The organism is Erythrobacter sp. RANMB8, assembly GCF_056848235.1.
Window position 1 is genome coordinate 25,601 of the sequence record NZ_JBREHG010000013.1, and the last position, 24,444, is coordinate 50,044.

At 67.0% G+C, this 24,444-nt stretch carries 21 protein-coding genes and 1 tRNA gene; 15 read left to right on the top strand and 7 right to left on the bottom strand.

The window, feature by feature from the left end; genetic code table 11:
* The first annotated feature begins 95 nt into the window (after positions 1–95).
* From ACU0AG_RS13360 to ACU0AG_RS13370, 3 genes are read left to right on the top strand one after another with little or no spacing between them, the layout of a single operon-like run.
* On the top strand, positions 96–1,799 hold the full coding sequence (locus tag ACU0AG_RS13360) for a M28 family metallopeptidase (RefSeq protein ID WP_482782771.1): 1,704 nt from the start codon (positions 96–98) through the stop codon (positions 1,797–1,799).
* Positions 1,800–1,807: 8 nt separating this feature from the next.
* Complete coding sequence (locus tag ACU0AG_RS13365; RefSeq protein WP_482782772.1) at positions 1,808–2,788, top strand: agmatine deiminase family protein; 981 nt, start codon at positions 1,808–1,810, stop codon at positions 2,786–2,788.
* Between the two features lie 44 nt (positions 2,789–2,832).
* Positions 2,833–2,967, top strand: a complete 135-nt coding sequence (locus ACU0AG_RS13370) for a hypothetical protein (RefSeq protein ID WP_482782773.1) — start codon at positions 2,833–2,835, stop codon at positions 2,965–2,967.
* A 1-nt stretch (position 2,968) separates the two neighbouring features.
* On the opposite strand, the gene ACU0AG_RS13375 is transcribed toward ACU0AG_RS13370, so the two are convergent.
* The gene (locus tag ACU0AG_RS13375) at positions 2,969–3,712 is read right to left on the bottom strand and encodes a TSUP family transporter (RefSeq protein ID WP_482782774.1); all 744 of its coding nucleotides are present in this window, start codon (positions 3,710–3,712) and stop codon (positions 2,969–2,971) included.
* Positions 3,713–3,790: 78 nt separating this feature from the next.
* Positions 3,791–5,785, bottom strand: a complete 1,995-nt coding sequence (gene thrS / locus ACU0AG_RS13380) for a threonine--tRNA ligase (RefSeq protein WP_482782775.1) — start codon at positions 5,783–5,785, stop codon at positions 3,791–3,793.
* A 327-nt stretch (positions 5,786–6,112) separates the two neighbouring features.
* On the opposite strand from thrS, the gene ACU0AG_RS13385 reads away from it, so the two are divergent.
* Genes ACU0AG_RS13385 through ACU0AG_RS13395 form a run of 3 tightly spaced genes read left to right on the top strand, consistent with a single transcriptional unit; the run spans position 6,113 to position 7,050 of the window.
* Complete coding sequence (locus ACU0AG_RS13385; protein ID WP_482782776.1) at positions 6,113–6,280, top strand: hypothetical protein; 168 nt, start codon at positions 6,113–6,115, stop codon at positions 6,278–6,280.
* Positions 6,281–6,283: 3 nt separating this feature from the next.
* The gene (locus tag ACU0AG_RS13390) at positions 6,284–6,862 is read left to right on the top strand and encodes a hypothetical protein (protein WP_482782777.1); all 579 of its coding nucleotides are present in this window, start codon (positions 6,284–6,286) and stop codon (positions 6,860–6,862) included.
* The gene (locus ACU0AG_RS13395) at positions 6,859–7,050 is read left to right on the top strand and encodes a helix-turn-helix transcriptional regulator (protein WP_482782778.1); all 192 of its coding nucleotides are present in this window, start codon (positions 6,859–6,861) and stop codon (positions 7,048–7,050) included. The genes ACU0AG_RS13390 and ACU0AG_RS13395 overlap by 4 nt, the downstream gene beginning before the upstream one ends.
* On the opposite strand, the gene ACU0AG_RS13400 is transcribed toward ACU0AG_RS13395, so the two are convergent.
* The gene (locus ACU0AG_RS13400) at positions 7,047–8,714 is read right to left on the bottom strand and encodes an alkaline phosphatase D family protein (protein ID WP_482782779.1); all 1,668 of its coding nucleotides are present in this window, start codon (positions 8,712–8,714) and stop codon (positions 7,047–7,049) included. The genes ACU0AG_RS13395 and ACU0AG_RS13400 overlap by 4 nt on opposite strands.
* A gap of 95 nt (positions 8,715–8,809) precedes the next feature.
* Between ACU0AG_RS13400 and ACU0AG_RS13405 the strand changes: the two genes are divergently transcribed.
* The 5 genes from ACU0AG_RS13405 to ACU0AG_RS13425 all read left to right on the top strand — a co-directional run bounded on the left by ACU0AG_RS13405 (position 8,810) and on the right by ACU0AG_RS13425 (position 17,662).
* A complete protein-coding gene (locus tag ACU0AG_RS13405; protein WP_482782780.1) occupies positions 8,810–9,544 on the top strand; it encodes an alpha/beta hydrolase family protein in 735 nt (244 codons plus the stop codon).
* A 7-nt stretch (positions 9,545–9,551) separates the two neighbouring features.
* Positions 9,552–10,427: a tetratricopeptide repeat protein gene (locus ACU0AG_RS13410; RefSeq protein WP_482782781.1), complete on the top strand. Its 876-nt coding sequence runs from the start codon at positions 9,552–9,554 to the stop codon at positions 10,425–10,427.
* Positions 10,424–11,422, top strand: a complete 999-nt coding sequence (locus ACU0AG_RS13415) for an LLM class flavin-dependent oxidoreductase (protein WP_482782782.1) — start codon at positions 10,424–10,426, stop codon at positions 11,420–11,422. The genes ACU0AG_RS13410 and ACU0AG_RS13415 overlap by 4 nt, the downstream gene beginning before the upstream one ends.
* A gap of 135 nt (positions 11,423–11,557) precedes the next feature.
* Positions 11,558–16,240 carry an NAD-glutamate dehydrogenase gene (locus ACU0AG_RS13420; protein WP_482782783.1) on the top strand — a complete coding sequence of 1,561 codons (4,683 nt, stop codon included), beginning with the start codon at positions 11,558–11,560 and terminating at the stop codon, positions 16,238–16,240.
* Between the two features lie 174 nt (positions 16,241–16,414).
* The gene (locus ACU0AG_RS13425) at positions 16,415–17,662 is read left to right on the top strand and encodes an NAD(P)/FAD-dependent oxidoreductase (RefSeq protein ID WP_482782784.1); all 1,248 of its coding nucleotides are present in this window, start codon (positions 16,415–16,417) and stop codon (positions 17,660–17,662) included.
* Between the two features lie 46 nt (positions 17,663–17,708).
* On the opposite strand, the gene queG is transcribed toward ACU0AG_RS13425, so the two are convergent.
* Positions 17,709–18,767 carry a tRNA epoxyqueuosine(34) reductase QueG gene (gene queG, locus ACU0AG_RS13430; RefSeq protein ID WP_482782785.1) on the bottom strand — a complete coding sequence of 353 codons (1,059 nt, stop codon included), beginning with the start codon at positions 18,765–18,767 and terminating at the stop codon, positions 17,709–17,711.
* Between the two features lie 45 nt (positions 18,768–18,812).
* Here queG and ACU0AG_RS13435 point away from each other — a divergent pair, with 45 nt between their 5' ends.
* The 4 genes from ACU0AG_RS13435 to msrB all read left to right on the top strand — a co-directional run bounded on the left by ACU0AG_RS13435 (position 18,813) and on the right by msrB (position 23,120).
* On the top strand, positions 18,813–19,823 hold the full coding sequence (locus ACU0AG_RS13435; protein ID WP_482782786.1) for an ABC transporter ATP-binding protein: 1,011 nt from the start codon (positions 18,813–18,815) through the stop codon (positions 19,821–19,823).
* Positions 19,820–21,082 (top strand): ABC transporter permease, encoded by a 1,263-nt coding sequence (locus tag ACU0AG_RS13440; protein ID WP_482782787.1) that lies wholly within the window; start codon positions 19,820–19,822, stop codon positions 21,080–21,082. Before ACU0AG_RS13435 ends, ACU0AG_RS13440 begins: the two co-directional genes overlap by 4 nt.
* 104 nt (positions 21,083–21,186) lie before the next feature.
* Positions 21,187–22,542, top strand: a complete 1,356-nt coding sequence (locus ACU0AG_RS13445; protein ID WP_482782788.1) for a cytochrome P450 — start codon at positions 21,187–21,189, stop codon at positions 22,540–22,542.
* 77 nt (positions 22,543–22,619) lie between these two features.
* Complete coding sequence (msrB, locus tag ACU0AG_RS13450; protein ID WP_482782789.1) at positions 22,620–23,120, top strand: peptide-methionine (R)-S-oxide reductase MsrB; 501 nt, start codon at positions 22,620–22,622, stop codon at positions 23,118–23,120.
* A gap of 1 nt (position 23,121) precedes the next feature.
* On the opposite strand, the gene ACU0AG_RS13455 is transcribed toward msrB, so the two are convergent.
* The 3 genes from ACU0AG_RS13455 to ACU0AG_RS13465 form a co-directional block, all read right to left on the bottom strand.
* Complete coding sequence (locus tag ACU0AG_RS13455; RefSeq protein WP_482782790.1) at positions 23,122–23,763, bottom strand: PilZ domain-containing protein; 642 nt, start codon at positions 23,761–23,763, stop codon at positions 23,122–23,124.
* A gap of 116 nt (positions 23,764–23,879) precedes the next feature.
* Positions 23,880–23,964: transfer RNA gene (locus tag ACU0AG_RS13460), tRNA-Leu, on the bottom strand.
* A gap of 103 nt (positions 23,965–24,067) precedes the next feature.
* A complete protein-coding gene (locus ACU0AG_RS13465) occupies positions 24,068–24,346 on the bottom strand; it encodes an integration host factor subunit beta (protein WP_482782791.1) in 279 nt (92 codons plus the stop codon).
* Positions 24,347–24,444: the final 98 nt, after the last annotated feature.

A 24,444-nucleotide genomic window follows, 5' to 3' on the forward strand; every position in this document is an offset into this window, starting at 1 on the left:
GCGCCTGCGCCGCAAGGGGCCGCTTGGCTTGCGCCTGCCGCGCTGCTCTGCAAGGGAAGCGCACGGCTTTGCGATTTTCGGGGAGAGATACCGCCATGGCATTCCAACATTCCGCACTCGGCGCGCTGGTCGCCGCCGCGCTGGCACTGGCCGCGTGTGACAGCCTGCCGGGCATGGGCGGCACGGGCGACGCGCTCGACATTCCCGAAGTCGCGGCGGGGGACATCTCCGACGCCACGATCAAGGATGTCACCCGTCTGCTCGCCAGCGACGAATTCGAAGGCCGGATGCCGGGCAGCATCGGCGAGGAAAAGACCATCGCCCTGATGGTGGAACGCTTCAAGGCGGCGGGCCTCAAGCCCGGCAATGGCGACAGCTGGGTGCAGGAAGTGCCGCTGGTGGAGATCACCGGCAAGGATTACGCCCCGCTCACGATCAGCGGCGAAGGCACCAGCCTGTCGCTCGATTTCGCCAAGGACTGGGTCGGCGTCACCTATCGCGAGGATGCCGCCACCACCATCGCCGGCAGCGATCTGGTGTTCGTCGGCTATGGCATCAACGCCCCCGAACGCGGCTGGAACGATTATGCCGGGGTCGATGTGAAGGGCAAGACGGTGGTGATCCTCGTCAATGATCCCGACTGGCAGACCGACGGGCTTGAAGGCACCTTCGGCGGCAAGGCGATGACCTATTACGGGCGCTGGACCTACAAGTATGAAGAGGCCGCCCGTCAGGGTGCGGCAGCGGCGCTGATCGTTCACCAGACCGAACCTGCCGCCTATGGCTGGAACGTGGTCGAAAGCTCGTGGACCGGCCCGCAGGCCTATGCCCAGCGCGGGGAGAACGCTCCGCCGCTGACGCAGATGAACGGCTGGGTGACCGAGGACGCGGCGAGGCGGCTGCTCAAGGCGGCCGGACAGGATCTGGACGCGCTGACCAAGGCGGCGCAGATGAAGGGCTTCAAGCCGGTGCCGCTGCCGCTCAAGGCATCGACCCGCTTTGCCAGCACCTTCCGCAGCTTCACCTCGCACAACATCATCGGCATCCTGCCGGGCAGCGAGGCACCGGACGAATATGTGCTGCACACCGCGCACTGGGATCACCTTGGCCGCTGCACCCCCGCGCCCGATGGTGACGACATCTGCAACGGCGCGATCGACAATGCCACCGGCACCGCCGCGCTGGTCGCGCTGGCCGAAGCCCACGCCAAGGCCGGCCCGCCGCGCCGCAGCCTGGTGTTTCTGGCGGTGACGGCGGAGGAATCGGGCCTGCTCGGTGCAAAGTATTATGCCGAAAACCCGGTCTATCCGCTGGCGCAGACCGTGGGCGGGGTGAACATGGATGCGCTGCAACTGGCAGGCCCGGCCAGGGATGTGACCGCAGTCGGCTTCGGCAAGTCGGCGCTCGACCGGTTTCTGGACGCCGCGCTCCAGGCCGATGGCCGCACGGTGACGCCCGATCCCAAGCCCGAAGCGGGCTATTACTACCGTTCCGATCACTTCGCGCTCGCCAAGCTCGGCGTGCCGATGCTCTACATCGATGGCGGGCAGGACCTGATCGAAGGCGGCCGCGCCGCGGGCGAGGCGGTGGCGAAGGATTACACCGACAACCGCTATCACGGCCCCAAGGACGAATATGACGAGAGCTGGGACTGGTCGGGCGTGATGGCCGACCTGCAACTCTATTTCCGCCTCGGCCGGATGATGGCGATGAGCACCAGCTGGCCCAACTGGAACGACGGTGACGAATTCCGCGCCGTGCGGGACGAGGCCTGCAAGGCCAGCGACAAGGGCTGCTGAGGCGCATCATGGCAATGATCATGCCGCCCGAATGGGCGCCTCAGGACTGGCTGTGGATCGGTTTTCCGCATCTGGCGGAAGAATGGCCCGGCTGGCTCGAACCGGCGCAGGAGCAGATGGCGGCCTTCGCCTCTGCCGTCGCCGAAAGCGGGCAACAGGTGCGCCTGCTGGTGCGTGACGAGGCCAACGAAGCCCGCGCGCGGTCGCTCGTCAGCAGCAAGGTGGTGCTGGAACGCCGCGTCTATGGCGATGTGTGGCTGCGCGATACCGGCCCGCTGGTGGTGTCGGGCGATGGCACCCGCGTGGCGCGGCGGTTCGGCTTCAATGGCTGGGGCGGGAAGTATCTGATGCCCGGCGATCAGGAGATCGGGGAGGCTATCGCACGCGATGCGGGCCTCGCGGTGACGCACACGCCGATGATCCTCGAAGGCGGGGCGGTGGATGGTGACGGGACCGGGCTGGTTGCGACGACCGAACAATGCCTGCTCAATCCCAACCGCAACCCGCACATGACCCGCGTCGGGATCGAGGCGGAACTGGCCGCCCAGCTCGGTTTCACCCGCGTGCTGTGGCTCGGCGACGGGTTGATCAACGATCACACCGATGGCCATGTCGATAACCTTGCGCGCTTTGTCGGCCCGAACCGGCTGGTGGTGCCAGAGGCGACCGGCAAGGATGACCCCAACGCCGCGATCTATGCCGATGCCACGGCGCGGGCCGAGGCCGCCGGGGTCGAGGTGGTGCGCATCCCCTCGCCCGGGCTGATCATGCGTGACGGGGTGATCGAACCGGCGAGCTATGTGAATTTCGCGATCACCTCGCACCTTGTGGTGGTGCCGACCTTTGGCTCCCCCCACGATGCCGACGGCGTCGCGGCCATCGCCGCGCTGTTCCCCGACCGCGAGTGCCTCGGCCTTCCTGGAGAGGCAGTGCTGGCGGGCGGCGGCGGCTTCCACTGCGCCAGCCAGCAGATGCCCTCGCTCGCCTGAGCAAGTTAACGCTTCGTTAGGGAATTGGGGCGAGAGTGGCGGCTATGGACCGCGCTCTCGCTCTCGCCCTGCCGCTTGCCTCTGCAACCCGCATCGATTCGCTCGACCTCGCGCGGCGCATGATCGTGCTTGGCTGCGCGGCTGCGCTGATCCTTGCCGGGCAGGCGCTGCCGTTCTGAACTAGATCAGCCGCGCCACAGCCGCCGCTGCCGCGCCGCCCAGCACCAGCCCCACAAACCCGCGCCACACCGGATCGCTCACCCGTCCCGATACGCGTGCGCCGAGCCGGTTGCCGGCGATGATCATCGGCAGCATCACCAGCGCGAAGGCGATGAGCTCCCAGCGCAGAATGCCGAGCCATGTCGCGCTCGCCAGCCCCGCGCTCGCGGCAATCGTGAAGATCAGCTGCATCGAGGCCTTGATCGTCGTGCGCGGCAAGGTGCGTCCGGCGTAGAACGGCACCACCGGCGGCCCCGGCATCCCGGCATAGCCGGTCATCAGCCCGCTCAGCACCCCGACGCCGCCGGTCGCCAGCCGCCCCGGCGCGCCCTCGCCGCGCTTCGGCAGCAGGATCGCGACAAAGGCCGAGAGCGCGATCAGCGCAATCACCAGCCGCGCCACGTCCTTGCCCGTCAGCGACAGCGCGTAGAGGCCCAGCGGGGTTGTCACCACCACCAGCGCCCCGATGGCCCAGGCGCTCTTTTCCGCATCGCGCACGAGGCTGCGGATCTCGGTCGCGCCGATCATCAGCGACAGCGCATTGGTCAGCACCACCGCCTCGACCGGGGGCAGCGCCAGCGCCAGCACCGGCACCAGCAGGATCGCCATGCCAAAGCCGGTCAGCCCGCGCACAAAGGCCGAGCCTAGCGCGGCCGCGAGCGCAAAGGCGATTTGCGCAGCCGTGAAACTGTCGAACACGTTCATTCTCCGTTCGCATCGAGCGAAGTCGAGATGCCGCGCACCCGTGTCTCGACTTCGCTCGACACGAACGGACGAGTGTCGTTACGCCAGATCGGGCGGCGTGCCCTCGCTCTTCAGCATGGCGATGGCCTCGGCCAGCGGCATCACCTTCTGGTGCTCCGCGCCCAGCGTGCGGACCGCGACGGTGCCTTCCTCGGCCTCGCGCTTGCCGACCACCAGCAGGTGCGGAACCTTGGCGAGCGAGTGTTCGCGCACCTTGTAGTTGATCTTCTCGTTGCGGGTGTCGGTCTCCACGCGAATGCCCGCCGCGGTCAGCTGCGACGCGACATCGCGGGCGTAATCGTCCGCGTCAGAAACGATGGTCGCCACCACCGCCTGCACCGGGGCGAGCCATGCGGGCAGGCGTCCGGCGAAGTGTTCGATCAGGATGCCGATGAAGCGTTCATAGCTCCCGAAGATCGCGCGGTGCAGCATCACCGGGCGGTGCTTGTCGCCATCCTCGCCGATGTAGTGCGCATCGAGCCGCTCGGGCAGCACCCGGTCCGACTGGATCGTGCCGACCTGCCAGGTGCGCCCGATCGCGTCGGTGAGGTGCCATTCGAGCTTGGGGGCATAGAAGGCGCCTTCGCCGGGGAGTTCTTCCCATTCGAGGCCGTTGGCGGTCAGTGCATCGCGCAGTTCCTGCTCGGCCTTGTCCCAATCCGCCTCGCTGCCGAAGCGCTTTTCGGGGCGCAGCGCGAGCTTGATGTCATAGGTGAAGCCGAAGTCGCGATAGACCGAATCTGCCAGCGCGATGAAGGCCTGCACTTCGCTGACGACCTGCCCTTCGGTGCAGAAGATATGCGCATCGTCCTGCGTGAACTGGCGCACGCGCATCAGGCCATGCAATGCGCCGTGGGGTTCGTTGCGGTGGCAGCAGCCCATTTCGCCCAGCCGGATGGGGAGATCGCGGTAAGAGGTGATGCCCTGCTTGAAGACCATCACATGCGCGGGGCAGTTCATCGGCTTGATCGCCATCCACGCGGCGTCATCCGCGACCTTGGGGGAGGCGACGCCTGATTCCTCGTCCACATCGGGCACGATGTCGGGGACGGCGAACATGTTCTGCGCGTACTTGCCCCAGTGGCCCGACTGGGTCCACTGGCGCACGTCCATCAGCTGCGGGGTCTTGATCTCGCGGTAGCCGCCGCCGTCCATCTTGCGGCGCATATAGGCCTCAAGCTCGCGCCAGATGCGGTAGCCCTTGGGGTGCCAGAAGACAGAGCCGTGGGCCTCTTCCTGCAAGTGGAACAGGTCCATCTCGCGGCCCAGCTTGCGGTGATCGCGCTTGGCGGCTTCCTCAAGGCGCGTGAGATGCGCCTGGAGCTGCTTCTTGTTGAGCCAGCCGGTGCCGTAGATGCGCGTCAGCTGGGCATTGTTCTGGTCCCCGCGCCAATAGGCCCCGGCGACGCGCATGAGCTTGAAAGCATCGGGATCAAGCTTGCCGGTGCTCGGCAGGTGCGGGCCGCGGCACATGTCGAGCCAGTCGTTGCCCGACCAATAGACCGTCAGCTCCTCGCCCTCGGGCAGTTCCTTGGCCCATTCGGCCTTGAAGACCTCACCCTCGGACGACCACTTGGCGATCAGCGCCTCGCGGCTCCAGACTTCGCGGCGCAGCGGCTTGTCGGCGCGGATGATGCGGCGCATTTCCTCCTCGATGGCGGGAAGATCGTCCATCGAGAACGGCTCGCGCGTGTCGGGGGCCTTCACGTCGTAATAGAAGCCGTCGTCGGTCGCCGGGCCGAAGGTGATCTGCGTGCCGGGGAACAGCGATTGCACCGCTTCGGCGAGCACGTGGGCATAATCGTGCCGGGCGAGTTCGAGCGCATCGGCCTCGTCGCGGGCGGTGACCAGCGCGAGTTCGGCATCGCCCTCGAAGGGTCGGCCAAGGTCGCGCAGTTCGCCGTTGACGCGGGCTGCCAGCGCCGCCTTGGCAAGGCCGGGGCCGATCGCGGCGGCGATATCGGCAGGGGTGCTCCCGGCGGGCACTTCGCGCACCGAGCCATCGGGAAGGCTGATCTTGAGCAGTTCGGTCATCGTCGCAAATCCGTGTGGTTTGGCGCGCCTTAGGCCAAGCTGGAGCGCACCGGAAGAGCGGTGTTGCGAGTTACCGGTTCGGGGAGAACACCGCGCCGCCCCGATCCGGGCGGCGGGCTGCGTGCCTAACGCACAGCCCCCCGCCCCCGGATAGTCCGGGTGGTGGTAGTGGCGGTCGTGGTCAGCAGCATGGCCATGGGGCGCCTTTTAAACGGCGATGCTTGCCGAGTCACGCGCAACCTGTGTCGGGGTTAATGGAAAGCGAACTTGACACATCGGACGACGACGATGTAAAGCATCCTTGCCATTATGAAAAAGGAGCTTTCCATGACCGACACCCGCTACGCCCTGCTGATCGGCGCGGCTGCCATTGCCGTCGCCTTGCTGGCGGTGTTCGACATCATCCCCGAAAGCGTGGCGCAGATGGTGCCGCTGGCGGTGGTGCCGCTTGTCATCCTGCGCCGTCGCAACGACTGCGCCGGGCGGGGGTGCTGAGCGATGACCAAAGCCGAAACGTCTCCCGGACGCGGCCCGTGGTTCTGGGCGGGGCTCTATTTCGCTTCGTCCGCCATCATCGCCGCGCTCAAGCTGACCGATGCGGTTACGGGGACCGTCGCCCTGATCCTGTTTTTCGGAGCGATGGGCCTGCTGGTCCCATTGGTGCGAGCGGGTGAGCGGGTTCACTGCGCCAGCCCTGTCATGGTCCGTTATAACCGGCGCTTCCTCGCCGCGTCCTTCGGCTATGTGCTTGGCCTTGGCATCGCGATCGCGCTGTGGAACGCCTACGAGCTGTCAGGTCCGGTGGTCTTCGCCATCGCTCTGCTGCCAACCATCCCGACCTTCGCGATGATCTGGGCGATGGGCCGCTATCTGGTCGAGGAGCAGGATGAATACCTGCGTTATCGCACGGTGCGCGCGGCGCTTATGAGCCTTGGCGCGGTGCTCGCCATCGGCATCTTCTGGGGCTTTCTGGAGATGTTCGAACTCGTTCCGCACATCTGGGCATGGTGGGTGCTGCCGGTATGGGCGGCGGGACTCGGTGTCGCCCAGCTCTGGATGAAGGTGCGCGGCGAATGAACAACCGCCTCAAGGTGCTGCGCGCCGAGCGCAACTGGTCGCAGCAGGATCTCGCCGAGCGGCTGGGCGTCTCGCGCCAGAGCGTCAACGCGATCGAGACCGGCCGCTACGACCCATCGCTCCCGCTCGCCTTCACCATCGCCGAGGTGTTCGGCCTGCCGATCGAGGCGATTTTCAGCCGGGACTAAACCTCGAGTTTGCCCGAACCCTTCGCGGTCGTGATCCGCTTTGTCCCCGCGAGCCTCGCCGAACGCTGCTTCACCCCGCCGGTGAAGCGGTATTCGGTTACCGCCTGCGTCGGGGTGAGTTCGACCACCATGTAGCCGCGCTGCGCGGTATCGGCCCATTTGAGCTGGGCGTTGGCGCCCACCAGCGCATCGGCAAGGTTGGCGGGCGGGATGAAGGACAGATAGGCCTCGAACCCCGGCGAGCTGACCGAACATACGCCCAGCTCCACGCCGACCTTCGCCCCCTGATGACCCAGTTCGAACGCCCAGCCATTGTGGGTGTCGCCCGCCAGCACCAGCAGATTGGCATTGGCATTCAGCGCCGAGGCGAACAGCCGCTCGCGCGCGGCGGGATAGCCGTCCCACGCATCCATGTTGGATGGCAGACCGACCTCGCTTGCCATCACCGCGGCGGTCAGGCGCTGGCGGACAAAATCGGACAATTGGCTGCCCAGCTGGTCGGCAAGGCTCGCCGGGGTCCTGAGATTGCCGATCAGCACCTGCTGCACCAGCACCTGCCAGGCCGTGCCGCTGGCGGTGGAGGCGGCGAGGCCCTGTGCCAGCCAGTCTTCCTGCGCCGCGCCCAGCATCTGGCGCGCAGGATCGGCCCATGCGCCGTCCTTGAACTTCGCCAGTGCCTCCATCGCGCCCTGCGGATTGGTCTGGCCCTTGAGAACCGCGCCCAGATCAAGCTGCTGGTCGCGCCCTTCCAGCCGGGTGTCGAGCCGGAACAGCGTCGCCAGATCGCCGACCTGATAGGCGGCATAGGGCGCGTCCGACACCGGCATCCATTCGCGGTAGGCCTGCTTGGCGGCAGCCTTGCGCACCGACCATTCGCCTTCGGTTTCGCTCTGGTGGTTCTGCGCGCCGTCCTTCCAGCTGTCATTCGCGCTTTCGTGATCGTCCCACACCGCGATCATCGGCAGCACCTGATGCAGCCGCTGGCAATCGGGATCGGCGCGGTAGGTGGCATAGCGCAGGCGGTAATCGGTCAGCGCGACGATTTCGGTCTGCGGCGCAAGCACGCGCTCGGCCACGCCCTGCCCCGGATTGGGGTAATTGTCGGCGCCATATTCGTAGATGTAATCGCCCAGATGCACCGCGAGATCGGCGTCATTGGCCTCTGCCGCGTGGCCATAGGCGTTGAACCAGCCGAAGCCGTAGTTCGAGCAGGAGAACACCGCCATGCGGAAGCGGGCGGTCGGCCCCTGCGGCAGGGTGCGGGTGCGGCCTATGGGTGAGGTGGTGCCGTTGGGGGCGGTGAAATAGTAATAATACCAGCGATCGGGGACGAGACCCGTGGCCAACGCCTTTGCGCACCAGTCACGCTCGGCGGAGGCCTTCACATTACCCTGCGCGACAGGCTTGGCGAGAAGATCCGGAGTTTCGGAGACGGTCCAAACCAGCGTGGTGTCCTGATCCGCGACAAAGCGCGTCCACAGCAGAACCGAGGTGGCCGAAGGCTCTCCGCTGGCGACATTGTGGGTGAAGCCGCTGCCGAAACTGCGCGCGGCCAGCGGTGTCGCGGCGAGCGCGGCGGAGGCTCCGGCAAGGGTGAAGACATTGCGGCGGGTCAGCGCGGCGGGCGATGCGGCGGGCTGGGGAATGCTGTCGGTTTTGATCATGGCGGCGCTGCTAAACCTCTCCCGTTGCGCTGCTGTGACAGTCGCGGGGCGGACAATGGTTGCCTTTGAGGCCTCGCGCAAGGCATGGAAGCGGCATGAGCGATATTCTGCACCACACCCTTTACGATGGCCGCCGCATCGCCTTCCGCTACACCCACGGCACGGGGCCGACCCTTGTGTTCCTGCCCGGCTACATGTCCGACATGAGCGGCAGCAAGGCGACCGCACTGTTTGACGAAGCGCAGGCACAGGGCCGCGCCTGCCTGCTGCTGGACTATTCGGGCTGCGGCCAGAGCGCGGGCGATTTTGCCGACGGGATGCTGTCGAAATGGCGCGACGAGGTGCTGGCGCTGGTCGCATCCTATGTCAGCGGGCCGGTGCTGCTGGCGGGTTCATCGATGGGCGGCTGGCTGATGCTGCTGGTGGCCGAACATCTCCGCCACCGGCTCGCGGGCCTGATCGGCATTGCCCCCGCGCCCGATTTCACCCGCTGGGGCTATTCCGAGGAACAGCGCGCCCGGCTGCGCGCGGGCGAGACGATCTTCGAGCCCAACCCCTACGGCCCCGAACCCACGCCGACCCATGCGAAATTCTTTGCCGATGCCGAATGCCACCTGCGGCTGGAAGGGCCGATCGACCTTGTCTGTCCGGTGCGGCTGATCCACGGCAAAGAGGACGCCGATGTGCCGTGGGAGATTTCGTTGCGGCTGAAAGCGGCGCTCCGGTCGGACGATGTTCAGGTAACGCTGGTAGAGGACGGCGATCACCGCCTGTCGCGGGATAGCGACATCGCCGCTCTCAAGGCCATCGTGGCCGGATTTTACGGATAGGACACAAGTGTCGGTCATTCTCGCGCTGCTGCTTCAGGTTGGCCCCAATCCGCTGGGCGGGGGCATGGCGGGGGATGATCTGGTGCGTGACCGGCCAACCCGTGAACAACTGGCGCGTGAACAGGCAGCGAAAGGCGAACTCAACGCCACCAGCGCATGGCTGGAAAGCTGCTTCGACCTGATCGACGAAGACCCGGCCCGCGCCCACACCATGGCGCAGATCCGCCGCAGCGAGACTTCGGGCACAGACCGCGTGCTCGCCAACCATTGCCTCGGCACGGCCGCGAGTGCGCTGGAGCTGTGGGACGATGCCCGCGCCGCCTTTGCCGCCGCCCGCGCCGAAACGCCCGAAGACGAAGCGCGCACCCGCGCCCGCTTTGCCGCGCTGGCCGGCAATGCCGCGCTGGCGGGCGGGGATGCGGCTGGGGCCGAGGGCCTGCTCGCGCTGGCCGAAAGCGATGCCCGCGCCGGACAGTCGCCGCTGCTCGAAGCGCTTGCCGCGATCGATCGCGCCCGCGCTCTGGTGACACTGGGGCGGGGCGAAGAGGCTCTGGCCGGGCTGGAGAGCGCCACCACGCTCGCGCCCGAACGCAGCGAGGGCTGGCTGCTCAAGGCCACGCTGCTGCGGCGGATGGAGCGGCTGGCCGAAGCGCAGACCGCGATCGAGGCTGCGGTGACCCTTGCGCCCGCAAACCCCGATGTCGGGCTGGAGGCCGGCGTGATCGCCGTGCTTGGCGGGCGCGACGATGCGGCGCGGGCGAGCTGGCAATCGGTGATCGACCTCGCCCCGCAAAGCCCGGCGGCGGCGACCGCGAAAGACTATCTTGCGCAACTGGGCGAGGCGGCAGAGACTATGCCGCCGCAGGAGGAACCGCAGCCATGACCCGCTTTTCCGTGCTCGATCTGGTGCCGGTGCGCGAAGGCGGCACCCTGACCGAGGCTTTCGCTGCCACCACCGGTCTCGCCCGCGCGGCAGAGGCGCTGGGGTGCGACCGGTTCTGGGTGGCCGAACATCACGCGATGGACGGGATCGCGGGCGGAGCGACCTCGGTGGTGCTGGCCCACATCGGCAACGCCACCAACCGCATCCGCATCGGATCGGGCGGGATCATGCTGCCCAACCACACGCCGTTCCAGATCGCCGAACAGTTCGGCACGCTGGACGCGCTGTTTCCGGGGCGGATCGACCTCGGGCTGGGCCGCGCGCCGGGGGCGGGGCCGGAATTGCAGCGCGCCCTGCGCAAGAACCTCCATCAGGCGGCGGAGTATTTCCCGCAGGATGTGGTCGAGCTGCGGGCACTGCTGACCGGCGATCTCGATCTGCCGATTGCCGCCACCCCCGGCCTTGGGGCCAGGTGCGAATTGTGGATGCTCGGATCGAGCCTGTTCGGCGCGCAATTGGCCGCAAAACTCGGCCTGCCCTATGCCTTTGCGGCGCATTTCGCGCCCGATCATCTCGACGCCGCTCTGGCGGTCTACCGGCGCGATTTCCAGCCGTCCGAAGCGCTGGGCCGGCCGCATGTGATGGTGGCGATGAATGTCTTCGCCGCCGAAACCGAAAGCGAGGCGCAGCTGATCGCGTCGAGCCAGCAGCAAAGCTTTGTGCGCTTGCGCTCCGGCACTCCCGGCAAGCTGCCGCCGCCGGTGGCCGGTTACACCGATACCCTGCCGCCCCATGCCCAGGCGATGCTGGCGCATCTGGGGCAGGCTGCCGCGGTCGGCACACCGGCGCAGGTGCGCGAACAGATCGCGGCTTTCGTGGCCCGCACCGGCGCGGACGAGATCATGCTGTGCGGCGCGACCTTCGATCCGCAGGCGAGGATCCGCAGCCTCGAGATGACGCTGGACGCCTGCCAGACCATTCCCGCCCAAGGGTGAAACCTTAGGCGGGCCATCATCACGCTTGCACAGGACGGGTGTAAAGGCGTATCGCAGCCAGACACAATTACAACAATCCGGCATAATATAATTACAGAGTCGTGAGCCGGAAACGCAGGATGCCGGGAGCCGATTATGGGGTCAAAGACTGCCGCCGGAGCGCCGAACAGTGCGCTGACCAAAGCCCTTCGCCTTCAACTCGAAGCCTCGTTGCTGCCGGGCGATGCCCCGCCCGGAAAATCCGCGCTCGACGAAGCGGCCGCCTGGCTGCTGGCCGCCGCGCAGACCCGTGCACCGGGGCAGGCGCTGGTGCAGATCGAATCCGCCAGCGATGGCCGCCGTCACCTGCGCATCGCGATCGTCAATGACGACAAGCCGTTTCTGGTCGATTCGGTCGCGGCGACGATCGCTGCACAAGGGGTTGCGATTGACCGGCTGCTGCACCCGGTTGTCGCGGTGGAACGCGATGCGGCGGGCGCGATCACCGCGCTGGGCAAGCAGGGCCGCCGCGAATCGCTGATCTATTGCGAAACCGCGCGCATCGACGCCCGCCAGCGACGCGAACTGGCCGAGGCGCTTGAGGCGACGCTTGGCGACGTTCACGCTGCGGTGAATGACTGGCCGGCGATGCAGGCCGCGATGGCCGCCGATGCGGCACTGGCGGAGCAGGTCGATCCCGAAGCTGCCGCGCTGCTCGCCTGGCTTGGCGGCGGGATGCTGACCCAGCTGGGCCATACGACCCGCCACCGCGACGGGAAAACCGGCGACGCGCTGGGCATCTGCACCGCATCATCGCCCGAACTGCTGGCCGACGTTTCGATCGAGCGCGCTTTTGCGTGGTTCGATCGCAATCCGCAGGCCGCGCTGCTGGCGATCAAATCCAACGTCCATGCCCGTGTGCACCGCGCCAGCCCGCTCGATCTGTTCATCGTGCCGCAGCGCGATGGCAAGGGCGCGGTTACTGCGCTGTCGATCCATGCCGGGCTGTGGACCAGCGCCGCGCTGGCCTCGCGCCCGCATGAAGTGCCGGTGCTTCGCAAGGTGCTGAGCAGCATGACGCAAACGCTCGGCTTCGATCCGGCGGGGCACAACGGCAAGGCGCTGGTGCACGCCTTCACCTCGCTGCCCAATGACCTGCTGACGGCCTTCGACCCCGCCCGGGTGGCCGATCTCGCCACCGCCAAGATGGCGCTGATCGACCGCCCGCGTCCGCGCATCATCATGGTGCGTTCGACGCTGGAGCGGCACGTCTTCGCCTTTGTCTGGCTGCCGCGCGACCAGATGTCGACCGATGTGCGGATGCAGATCCAGTCGATGCTGCTTGCAACCCCGGGTGCAGCGCTGCTCGACTGGAGCCTCGAGGTCGAATCCAGCACGCTCGCGCTGCTGCGCTTCCTGATCGATGTGCGCGCCTGCGACACGCTGCCCGATGATGCCGCGATCGAGGCGCAGCTGGTCGATCTGCTGCGCGGCTGGAACGAGGCTGTGGCCGAACATCTGGCCGGTGACGGCGACGAAGGCCGCGCCGCTGCACTGGCGGCCCGTTATGCCCCGGCCTTCCCGACCGGATACCGCCTGACCTATGGCCCGCAAGAGGCGGCGCGCGATATTGCCCGCTTGCGCCCGCTGGTGCCGGCCGATGCTGCGGTGATGCAGGATCGCGGGGTGCGGCTCTATCGCATGACGGGCGACGGGGCGGATACGCTGCGGCTCAAGGTCTATGTCCGGCAGGGCAAGCTCGCGCTGTCGGACGCGGTGCCCGCGCTGGAGAATTTCGGGTTCCGCGTGCTCGCCGAAATCCCCACCTTCCTGACCGATCCCGAACTCGGCTCGATCCATGACTTCATCCTGACCGTGCCCGCCGGGCTTGAAGCGGGCGCGCTGCTGGAGCGGGCTGCGCTGATCGAAGGCGCACTCGCCGATGTGCTCAACGGGGCGGCGGAGGATGATCCCTTCAACCGCCTCACCGCCGCCACCGGGCTTGCTCCGGCAGAGGCGAACTGGATGCGGGCGATCTACCGCTATCTGCGCCAGACGGGGGTGAGCTACACCATCTACACCGTGGTCGATGCGCTGGTCGCCGCGCCGCAGGTAACGCGGGCGATGGTGGCGCTGTTCGCCGCCCGCCACGATCCGGCCTTTGCGGGCGACCGCGATGAAGCCGTGACCGCCGCCGTCTCCGCCTTCACGCGGGGGCTGGCGAAAGTCACCGCGATCAATGACGACCGCCTGCTGCGGCTCTATCGTGCGGTGATCGACGCGGTGCTGCGCACCAACGCCTTTGCCCCGGCTTCCACCGAGGCGCTGGCGTTCAAGATCGATTCCGCGCTGGTGCCGAACCTGCCCAAACCGGTGCCCTGGCGCGAGATCTTCGTCTATTCGCCGCGGGTCGAGGGCATTCACCTGCGCTCCGGCGCGGTGGCGCGCGGCGGCCTCAGGTGGTCCGACCGGCGCGACGACTTCCGCACCGAAATCCTCGGGCTGATGAAGGCGCAGCGGGTCAAGAACGCGGTGATCGTGCCGACAGGGGCCAAGGGCGGGTTCTATCCCAAGCAGCTGCCCTCGCCCGCGCTCGACCGTGAAGGCTGGGCGGCGGAAGGGCGGGCGTCCTACGAATTGTTCATCCGCACGCTGCTGTCGGTCACCGACAACATCGTCGGCGGCCGGGTGGTTCACCCCGAAGCGGTGCAGGTGCTCGACGGGGAAGACCCCTATTTCGTGGTTGCCGCCGACAAGGGCACCGCGACCTTCTCCGACATCGCCAACGGCATCGCGCAGGGCCGCGATTTCTGGCTCGACGATGCCTTCGCCAGCGGCGGCTCGAACGGCTATGACCACAAGGCGATGGGCATCACCGCCCGCGGCGCATGGGTGAGCGTGCAGCGCCACTTCCGCGAGATGGGGATCGACGTGCAGTCGGATCCGGTCACGGTCGCGGGCTGCGGCGACATGTCGGGCGATGTGTTCGGCAACGGGATGCTGCTGTCGAAGGCGATCAGGTTGGTCGCCGCCTTCGATCACCGCCACATCTTCATCGATCCCTCGCCCGATCCGCTGGCCAGCTGGAAAGAGCGCAAGCGGATGTTCGAACTCCCGCGGTCGAGCTGGGAGGATTATGACGCGGCGCTGATTTCCAAGGGCGGCGGCGTGTTCCCGCGCAGCGCCAAGGTGATCAAGCTGTCGAAGCAGGCGCGCGAGGTGCTGGGGATCGAGGCGAAAGAGATCGAGCCCGAAGCGCTGATTTCCGCGATCCTGCGCAGCCCCGTCGACCTGCTGTGGTTCGGCGGGATCGGCACCTACATCAAGGCGCCGCAGCAGAACCACATCGAAGTCGGCGATCCGGCCAATGATGCCTTGCGCGTCGATGCCACCGAGGTGCGCGCCAAGGTGATCGGCGAAGGTGCCAATCTCGGCGTGACCCAGGCCGGACGCATCGCGTTTTCGCTGGCTGGCGGGCGCATCAACACCGACTTCATCGACAATTCCGCCGGCGTCGATTGTTCCGACAACGAGGTCAACATCAAGATCGCGCTGGCGGCGGCCACCGCTTCGGGCAAGCTCAGCGCGAAAAAGCGCAACACGCTGCTCGCGGCGATGACCGACGAGGTCGGGCAGATCGTGCTGGAGGATAACCGCCTGCAGGCGCTGGCGCTGTCGGTCGCCGAAACCGGCGGGGCGGGGGCGACGTCCGCCTATGTCCGCTTGATCGAGCGGCTGGAGGAAGTCAGCGATTTCGACCGCCGCACCGAAGGGCTGGCCGATGGCGAGACCTTCCTGCGCCGCGCCGCCGATGGCCATGGCCTGACCCGCCCCGAACTGGCGGTGCTGCTGTCCTCGGCCAAGCTCGCCTTGCAGGACGCGATCGAACACAGCGCCCTGCCCGATGATCCGGTGCTGGAGCCGGTGCTGATCGCCCGCTTCCCCACCGCCATGCGCAAGACCTATGCCGCCGAGATCCGCGGCCACCGGCTGCGGCGCGAGATGATCGCCACCAGCCTGTCGAACCGCATCGTCAACCGGCTCGGCATGGTGCACCCCTTCGAACTCGCCGAGGAGGAGGGCGTCGGGCTGGCCGAGGTCGCAGCAGCCTTCGTGGTGGCCGAAAACCTGTTCGGGCTCGATGCGCTGTGGCGCGATCTGGACGAGGCGGACATCCCCGAAGCGGCGCGTCTTGCGCTGCTCGACCGGCTCGCCGCCGCCGTCGGCAACCTGATGAGCGATGTGCTGCGCACCGCCGCGGGCAAGGTGTCCGCAGGGGCGATGATCGCCGCGCTTTCGCAAGGGGTCGCCGTGCTGGTGGCAGGCCGCGAGGAATTGCTCACCGCCGAGCCGCGTGCCCGATCAATGGAGCTGCGGCAGGGCTTCATCGCGACCGGTGCCCCGCAAGGTCTGGCGGCGCGGGTCGCCAACCTGTTCGATTTCGATGGCGCGGTGGGCCTTGCACAGGCCTCGCTCGACAGCGGGATCGATGCCAAGCTGCTGACCCATGCCTTCACCGATACCGGCACCCGGCTGGGGCTGGACTGGGCGCAGGGGATCGCCGCGCATATGTCGCCTTCGGATGTGTGGGAGCGCCTGCTGGTCTCCGGCCTCGCGCGGGATTTCCAGCAGATGCGGATCGATTTCCTGCGGCGGCTGATGCGCACCAAGGCGGGGAAAGCCGATCCGCTGGCTGCGGTGGGCGACTGGGCCGGACGCAATGCCGGAGCCGTAACGCAGTTCCGCGCCATGGTCGCCCGCGCACAGGCCCGCCCGCCGGTCGGCCCCGCAATGCTCGCCCAGATCGCCGCACAGGCGCGGAATCTGCTGGAGCGCTAAGGCGCTCGCAGACCACCCGCCCGCCTCCCCGCCCGGCCACCAATAGTACCACTATGTCATGGTGGCCGGGCGGGGAGGCGGAGCGGGCGCTCTGCAACAGAAACACCAGCTTGACCCCTCCGGCTTTTGCGGCAAGTCAAAGCCCGCAAGCAGCCGGAGGGGCACAGGCACGCCATGACAGTATCCAATATCGACCACGCCGATGTCGTGATCGTCGGCACCGGCCATGGCGGCGCGCAGGTCGCCATCGCCTTGCGCCAGCAGGGCTTTGAAGGCTCGATCATGATGATCGGGCGCGACAATGCGCCGCCTTACGAACGCCCGCCGCTGTCGAAGGAATATCTCGCGGGCGACAAGGGCTTCGAGCGGATCATGATCCGGCCCGAAAAGTTCTGGGCGGAGAAGGATATCGCCCTGCGCCTCGGCGCGGCGGTGACCGCGATCGACCCGCAGGCCCACCGCCTGACCCTGAGCGATGGCGGCAGCGTGACCTATACCAAGCTGATCTGGTCGGGCGGCGGCGATCCGCGCCGCCTGCCGGTGCCGGGCGCGGTGCTGCCGCAGGTGTTCTATGTCCGCGACAAGGCCGATGCCGACGCGATGATGCAGGCGCTCGCCGACGGGGCGAAGCGCGCCGTGGTGATCGGCGGCGGCTATATCGGGCTGGAGGCGGCTGCCGTGCTGAGGAAGCTCGGCTGCGAGGTGGTGCTGGTCGAGATGCTGCCCCGCCTGCTGGCGCGGGTGGCGGGCGAGGAATTGTCCGCCTTCTATGCCGAAGAGCATCGCCGGCAGGGCGTCGATGTGCGGCTGGAAACCGGCGTTCACGCGGTGCTTGGCGAGGAGCAGGGCAAGGTCACCGGCGTGCGCCTCGACAATGGCGAGGAGGTCGCCTGCGACATGGTGGTGGTCGGCATCGGCATCGTGCCCGCCGTCGCTCCGCTGATCGCGGCCGGTGCGGCGGGATCGAACGGGGTGGATGTGGACTTCTGCTGCCGCACCACGCTCGATGATGTCTATGCCATCGGCGATTGCGCGGCCCACGCCAATCCCTTTGCCGACAATGCCGTGATCCGGCTCGAATCCGTCCAGAATGCCCATGACATGGCCAACACCGTGGCGAAGGCGATCATGGGCGAGAAGGAGCCCTATCACGCGCTGCCGTGGTTCTGGTCGAACCAGTATGATCTCAAGCTCCAGACGGCAGGCCTCAGCCTGGGCTTCGATCAGACCGTGCTGCGCGGCGATCCCGAAAGCCGGAAGTTCACTGTGGTCTATCTCAAGGCGGGCAAGCCGATCGCCTTCGACTGCGTGGGCACGATGAAGGACTATGTGCAGGCGCGAAAGCTGCTGGAAAGCGGCGTCGGCCGGATCGATCCGGCGCTGCTGGCCGATCCCGAAGTGGCGCTGAAGGATCTGATCTGAAAGCCCCTTCCCCCATCCCCTAACCCCCTCCCCGAGGGGAGGGGGACTACAGCGCTCGCAACCGTTCTAAAGCCCACGCCGCCGCTTCCGCGACCACCGGATCGGGATCGGCAGTCAGCGCCTCGACCTGCGCGATCAGCGCCGCGTTCCCGCTGTTGCCTGCCGCATAGAGGCAGTTGCGCACAAACCGGTCACGCCCGATGCGCTTGATCGGCGAGCCGGAGAACAGCGCCCGGAACCCCGCATCGTCGAGCGCCAGCAACTCCGCCAGTCGCGGGGCGACCAGTTCGGCGCGGGGGAGGAATTCCTTGATCGCCTGCGCGCTACTGGCAAACTTGTTCCACGGACACACCGCCAGACAATCGTCGCAGCCATAGATGCGGTTGCCCATCGCGGCGCGGAATTCCTCGGCTACCTGCCCCTTGTGTTCGATGGTGAGGTAGGAAATGCAGCGCCGCGCATCCAGCTGGTAAGGCGCGGGGAAGGCGTTTGTCGGACAGGCGTCCATGCAGGCGCGGCAGCTGCCGCACTGGTCGCGGTGCGACTCTGCGGGGGTAAGGTCCAGCGTCGTGTAGATCGCCCCGAGAAACAGCCAGCTGCCGTGCGTGGGGCTGACCATGTTGGTGTGCTTGCCCTGCCAGCCGATCCCCGCGGCCTCGCCCAGCGGCTTTTCCATCACCGGAGCGGTATCGACGAACACTTTTACCCCTGCCTCCGGCACCTCGGCCACCAGCCAGCGGGCGAGCGCTTTCAGCCGCTTCTTCACGACATCGTGATAATCCCGCCCCTGCGCGTAAACCGAGATGCGGGCGTGCGTGTCCGAACCTTCCAGCGCCAGCGGATCATGTGCGGGGGCATAGGACATGCCGAGCGCGATCACGCTGCGCGCCTCGGGCCACAGCCCTTGCGGGGAGCGGCGGTGGTCGAGCCGCGCCGCCATCCACTCCATCGAGCCATGATGCCCCTCGCCCAGCCACTGTTCGAGCCGTGCGCTGCGCAGCGGGTCTTCCCCCGCCCCGGCAAAGCCGCAGGCCGCAAAGCCGAGACGCTGCGCCTCTGCCGCAATGCGCGCCGCAAGGTCCTTGCCTGCCGGAGCGTTAACCATATCTGGAGAGGCTCCCGTTTAATCTCGCCGCCTAACCACGCGGGCATGGACATGGCGGTAAGCGATCACACTCTGGCGGGCAATGGTGCAGCAGGCTTCAGCGCGGGCCCGGTGGATGCGCGCCCGCTGGCGATCGAGGCGCGCGGGCTGGTCAAGAGCTTTGATGGCACACGCGCGGTCGACGGGGTCGACATTTCCGTGCCCGAAGGCGCGATCTACGGCATTCTCGGCCCCAACGGCGCTGGCAAGACCACCACGCTCAGGATGCTGCTTGGCATCATCGATCCGGACGAAGGCGTGCGCCGCGTGTTCGGGCATGATCGCCCGCATGATATCGGGCGGCTGATCGGTTACCTGCCCGAAGAACGCGGGCTCTACCCCTCGATGAAGGCGGTCGAGGCGATTGCCTTCATGGGCGCGCTGCGCGGGCTTTCGCTTAAGGAAGGGCGCAGGCGCGGGGCCGAACTGCTCGAACGCCACGGGCTCGGCCATGCGGCGGACCGCCAGATCCGCCAGCTTTCCAAGGGCATGGCCCAGACCGTCCAGCTCCTCGGCACGCTGGTGCACCAGCCCCGTCTGGTGGTGCTGGACGAGCCGTTTTCGGGGCTCGACGCGATCAATCAGGGCAAGCTGGAACTGATGATCCGCGCGCTGGCCGATGATGGCGTCACGGTGATCTTCTCCACCCACGTGATCCACCATGCCGAACGCCTGTGCGAAGGCGTGGCGATCATTGCCGGGGGCAAGGTGCCCTATGCCGGTTCGGTCGAGGCTGCGCGGGACCGGATTCCGGCGCAGGTGCGGCTGGAAACCCGCGCCCGCGAAGGGGCGTGGCTTTCGTTCCTGCCGCCCGAAACCCGCCGCAACGGCGATTTCTTCCATTTCCCCCTGCCCGAAAGCGGGATCGAGCCGCTGCTCAAAGGTCTGATCGAAGGCGAGGCGGGCATTCTCTCGCTGTCGATCGAGCGGGCGGGGCTGCACGATGCCTTCGTCGCCATCGCGGGCGAAGCCGCTGCGCGCCAGCTGGAAGCCGATAGTGAAGGGAACCGCGCATGAGCGAGATCAACGCCAGCCTGCGCCCGCGCCTTAGCGCGCTGGAGGCCGCATGGGTGATCGCCCGGCGCGATTTCGTCGCCGTGCTGTTTTCCCGCGCTTTCCTGTTCTTCCTGCTCGGTCCGCTGTTTCCGGTGATCGTCGGCGGGCTGGCGGGCAGCATCGGCGGGCAGGTGCAGCGCGAGGCGGTGAGCATCGAGGTGGGTCTGGCGATGAGCGCCGCCGACAACGCCGCCATGATCGCCGCGCACGAACGGCTGGCGCCGCAGCTGGGCGGCGCGCTGCCGCTGCTGCGCGAAGTGCCCGAGGCAGCGGGCGATCCCGCCTTCGATGCGCGGACCTTCATGGAAGCGCGGCGCGGCAATTACGCGGCGATCCTCACCGGCACGCCCGCGTCCCCCGCGCTGGTCGGCACCGAAGGGCAGATCCGGCGCTGGCAGGGCCCGATCGGACTGGTCGCGGCCAGCGCCTTGTCGGCTGAACCGGCCGATTTCCCGCAGGTGAGCGCCGAGGTGGTCGCCACCAGCGCCGCCTCCGAACGGTCAACCCGGATCCAGACCGCGCAGATCGCGCAGATGCTGCTGTTCCTGCTGACAATGCTGCTGGCGGGCATGGTGCTGTCCAATCTGGTCGAGGAAAAGGCCAACAAGATCATCGAAATCCTCGCCGCGGCGATCCCGATGGACGCGGTGTTCATGGGCAAGCTGTTCGCGATGCTCGGCGTGTCCTTTGTCGGGATTGCGGTGTGGGGCACGGCGGCCTGTGGCCTGTGGGCTGCGGGCGGCGGTGCGATCACGCAGGTGACGGGGTTCGATATCGCCAATCTCCCCGCGCCCGCGGTGGGCTGGCCGCTGTTCATCGCGCTGGGCGTCATCTATTTCGCGATGGCCTATCTGCTGCTGGGCGCGCTGTTCCTGACCATCGGCGCGATGGCCAACACCGTGCGCGAGGTGCAGACCCTGTCGATGCCGGTCACCATGCTGCAGCTGATGGTGTTCTTCCTTGCGGCCTACACCATCAACCACCCCGGATCGGGGATGGAGATGGCGGCGATTGCCTTCCCGCTATCCTCCCCCTTCGCGATGCTGGCGCGTGCGGCGATGGAGCCGCAGCTGTGGACCCATGCGCTGGCGCTGGCGTGGCAGGGTCTGGCGGTGGTCGCCATCGTCAAGGGCGGATCGCTGCTGTTCCGCAAGCGGGTGATGAAATCGGGCGGAGCAGGGCGCGACAAGTCCCGCAAGGGCCACCGTCTGCCCGCCTGATCAGTCCCAGATTGAAACCCACTATTGACAAGCCTGTAAGTTAAGGCAGGATGCGACTCGGATCGAGACAGCCCGCGCGAGAGGCTGCCCGATGGGAGACAGACATGGCCACGATTGCCCCGACCCCGCCCGGAATCCAGCGCCCGCAAGTGCGCCGCGAGCCGACGTCCTACGATGCGCTGAAAGCCCATTTCGAAAGCCACCCGGAAGAACGCCTGAACCATACCCATCCGTGGGATGTCAGCCGTTCGGACATCTATTTCGAGGACAAGTGGCAGCCGATCTTCGCCGAAATGCGCAAGGCCGGCCAGCTCCACTACATCCCTGAAAGCCCGTTCGGCCCTTACTGGGCGGTGGTCGGCCACAAGGCGATCCAGCATATCGAGGCGCTGCCCGAAACCTTCTCGTCAAGCTGGGAGCATGGCGGCATCACCATCCTCGACCGTCTGTCGGAGGAAGAGGCCGCTGCCGCCGGGATCGACGCGCCGCGCGAATTGCCGATGTTCATCGCGATGGACCGGCCGCAGCACACCGGCCAGCGCCGCACCGTCGCACCCAAGTTCACCCCCACCGCGATCACCGACATGGAAGCGGAAATCCGGGCACGCACCGGCGAATTGCTCGATTCGCTGCCGCGCGGGGAAGTGTTCGACTGGGTCGATACGGTCTCGATCGAACTGACCACCGGGATGCTGGCGATCCTTTTCGGCTTTCCCTGGGAAGACCGCCGCCTGCTGACGTTCTGGTCGGACTGGTCGGGCGATACCGAGCTGGCCACGGTGCGCGAACTCGACGCGATGCGCTGGGGCATCCTTCAGGAAATGGCGGCCTATTTCCAGTCGCTGTGGGTCGAGCGGACGATGGACAAGGAGCCGGGCAACGACCTGATCTCGATGATGATCCATTCGCCCGCGATGAACCAGATGCGCCCCGAGGAATTCATGGGCAATCTGGTGCTGCTGATCGTCGGCGGCAACGATACCACCCGCAACACCATGAGCGGGATCATCCACGCGCTCGACAAGTTCCCCGACCAGCGCAAGCTCTACGAGGAAAACCCGGACCTGATCCCCAACGCGGTGCAGGAAATCCTGCGCATGCAGGTGCCGCTCGCCCATATGCGGCGCACCTGCACCGAGGATACCGAGGTGTTCGGCCAGACCATCAAGAAGGGCGACAAGGTGGTGTTGTGGTACATCAGCGCCAACCGTGACGAGGAGGTGTTCGAGAACCCCGACAAGCTCGACATCACCCGCGAAAACGCCCGTCGCCATCTGGCCTTCGGCTACGGCATCCACCGCTGCGTCGGCGCGCGTCTGGCGGAGCTGCAATTGCGGGTGCTGCTGGAAGAAATGCACAAGCGCCGGATGCGGGTGCATGTTGCGGGTGATGTGGAACGGGTGCGGGCGAACTTCGTCCATGGCTTCCGCAAGCTGGAAGTCGAGATCACCACCTTCTGAGCCGCATGAAACTTCGGCGGGGTTTCGGGCGTATATGGCATGTTGCCAACGTCCGCCCCGGCCGAGGAGACTTGCCCATGCCCAGCCCCGCCTTGCTGCCCCGTCGCACCCTGCTTGCCTCCGCTTGCGCAGGGTTAGCCCTGCCCTTGCTGGGTGCTTGCGGCGCTGCGCCTGCCCAAGCGAAGACTTTTCCCAAGGGCCGCAGCGAAGCCGAATGGCGCAAGGTGCTGACCAGGGATCAATACTACATCCTGCGCGAAGCGGGCACCGAACGCGCCTTCACCCACCCGCTCAACAAGGAAAAGCGCAAGGGCACCTTTACCTGCGCAGGCTGCGGCAACGCGCTCTATTCCTCGGCGCACAAGTATGACAGCGGCACCGGTTGGCCGAGTTTCTGGCAGGCGATCGACAAGGGCGCGGTCGGCACCGGCACCGATTACCTCCTCGGCTATGCCCGCACCGAAGTGCACTGCGCCGATTGCGGCGGGCATCTCGGCCATATCTTCGGCGACGGCCCGAAGCCGACCGGAAAGCGCCACTGCATCAACGGTTTGGCGCTGAAATTCGTGCCCGCGTAAACTACTCGCCGAGCAGTGCGGGGGCCTGAAGCCGGGCGGCAAACCGGGCGAAATCGCCAAGCGTGAAGGTATCGTCGAACACCAGCCCGTATTGCTGTCCGCGCCGCCAGCGCACCTTGGCGCGCACCTCGCGCATCTCTCCGCCGAGCGCCGGGGCCTCGATCCGCACGGCCTGATCGATCGCCAGCACGCCTTCGCAGACGATCCGCGCTCCCTGCTGCGACATGTTCTCCACGACGCCTTCAAAGCGGCCTGAAATCGCCCTGACCGTCACCGGAAAGCACAGGCCAAGACGCAATCCGCGCTTCGGATAGTCGCCCGATTCGTTGATCAGTTGCGGCACCTCGACCGGTTCGTCGAAGCGGAAGCCGGCTTCGTTGTCACGTTGCCAGACATTGGTGATTTCATAGACCGACCCGCCCGGCATATGCAGCGCGAACTGCTTGCAGGCGGGCAGGGCGTGGAACAGGCGCACGCTGACCCCGGTTTCGGATACATCGCGGATAACGCAGACAAATTCACCCTGGGCCGAAACCAGCTTGGCGGCGCGGATCAGCAAGGTGAAGCGCGGCGCGGCGCGCAGTTCGGCGCCCGCCTCCGGCGGTTCGGGTTGCAGCTGTGCTGTGCCTGCCACTGTGTCCATACCGACTTGATCCCAACCCGCTGCACGCCCTTGCCGGGTGTGCAGGGGACGCGGTTGCCCCAGAATTCGGTCAAGGGTTAGGTGCAAGGCGTTAAAGCCGGGATAACGGTGCTCTATGGTGCGGGCGGCGGGACTCGAACCCGCACGAGCAAAGCTCAGGGGATTTTAAGTCCCCGGCGTCTACCATTCCGCCACGCCCGCAACGCACCGGCCCATGGCACATTTACCCCGCGCAAGGCCATAGCCGGCCGGGAATTGCTGCCTTGCGGGAAAGCGTGGCCGCGCCGCAGCGCGGCCCGCCGGATCAATCGTTCAGCCGCTCGCGGATTTCCTTGCCGGCCTTGAAATAGGGCACGCGCTTTCCGGGCACGTCCACCGTTTCGCCGGTGCGCGGATTGCGTCCGCTGCGGGCCTCGCGCTCGCGGGTCGAAAATGCGCCAAAACCGCGCAATTCCACCCGTCCGCCTTCGGCCAGCCGCTGGGCGATTTCATCGAAGAAGATATCCACCACCTGCTCGATCTCGTCGGCGCGAAGTTCGGGATTGTCTTTGTGCAGTTCCTGCAACAACTCGGATCTGATCATGGCGATCTCCCGGTGCCCATGGACGGTCGCGCCGCCATATCACACCGTTATGCGGGTTACCCCGTCGTTTCCTCAACTCGCCTCCGACCCGTGAGGCG

Bases quoted from the DNA above. Each gene is read 5' to 3' on its own strand.
- ACU0AG_RS13375 (WP_482782774.1), bottom strand. From the start codon at position 3,712: ATGAACGTGTTCGACAGTTTCACGGCTGCGCAAATCGCCTTTGCGCTC.
- ACU0AG_RS13415 (WP_482782782.1), top strand. From the start codon at position 10,424: ATGACCCGCTTTTCCGTGCTCGATCTGGTGCCGGTGCGCGAAGGCGGC.
- ACU0AG_RS13400 (WP_482782779.1), bottom strand. From the start codon at position 8,714: ATGATCAAAACCGACAGCATTCCCCAGCCCGCCGCATCGCCCGCCGCG.
- ACU0AG_RS13385 (WP_482782776.1), top strand. From the start codon at position 6,113: ATGACCGACACCCGCTACGCCCTGCTGATCGGCGCGGCTGCCATTGCC.
- ACU0AG_RS13360 (WP_482782771.1), top strand. From the start codon at position 96: ATGGCATTCCAACATTCCGCACTCGGCGCGCTGGTCGCCGCCGCGCTG.
- ACU0AG_RS13370 (WP_482782773.1), top strand. From the start codon at position 2,833: ATGGACCGCGCTCTCGCTCTCGCCCTGCCGCTTGCCTCTGCAACCCGC.
- msrB (WP_482782789.1), top strand. From the start codon at position 22,620: ATGCCCAGCCCCGCCTTGCTGCCCCGTCGCACCCTGCTTGCCTCCGCT.
- ACU0AG_RS13425 (WP_482782784.1), top strand. From the start codon at position 16,415: ATGACAGTATCCAATATCGACCACGCCGATGTCGTGATCGTCGGCACC.
- ACU0AG_RS13435 (WP_482782786.1), top strand. From the start codon at position 18,813: ATGGACATGGCGGTAAGCGATCACACTCTGGCGGGCAATGGTGCAGCA.
- thrS (WP_482782775.1), bottom strand. From the start codon at position 5,785: ATGACCGAACTGCTCAAGATCAGCCTTCCCGATGGCTCGGTGCGCGAA.
- ACU0AG_RS13445 (WP_482782788.1), top strand. From the start codon at position 21,187: ATGGCCACGATTGCCCCGACCCCGCCCGGAATCCAGCGCCCGCAAGTG.
- ACU0AG_RS13390 (WP_482782777.1), top strand. From the start codon at position 6,284: ATGACCAAAGCCGAAACGTCTCCCGGACGCGGCCCGTGGTTCTGGGCG.
- queG (WP_482782785.1), bottom strand. From the start codon at position 18,767: ATGGTTAACGCTCCGGCAGGCAAGGACCTTGCGGCGCGCATTGCGGCA.
- ACU0AG_RS13440 (WP_482782787.1), top strand. From the start codon at position 19,820: ATGAGCGAGATCAACGCCAGCCTGCGCCCGCGCCTTAGCGCGCTGGAG.
- ACU0AG_RS13465 (WP_482782791.1), bottom strand. From the start codon at position 24,346: ATGATCAGATCCGAGTTGTTGCAGGAACTGCACAAAGACAATCCCGAA.
- ACU0AG_RS13395 (WP_482782778.1), top strand. From the start codon at position 6,859: ATGAACAACCGCCTCAAGGTGCTGCGCGCCGAGCGCAACTGGTCGCAG.
- ACU0AG_RS13405 (WP_482782780.1), top strand. From the start codon at position 8,810: ATGAGCGATATTCTGCACCACACCCTTTACGATGGCCGCCGCATCGCC.
- ACU0AG_RS13420 (WP_482782783.1), top strand. From the start codon at position 11,558: ATGGGGTCAAAGACTGCCGCCGGAGCGCCGAACAGTGCGCTGACCAAA.
- ACU0AG_RS13455 (WP_482782790.1), bottom strand. From the start codon at position 23,763: ATGGACACAGTGGCAGGCACAGCACAGCTGCAACCCGAACCGCCGGAG.
- ACU0AG_RS13365 (WP_482782772.1), top strand. From the start codon at position 1,808: ATGGCAATGATCATGCCGCCCGAATGGGCGCCTCAGGACTGGCTGTGG.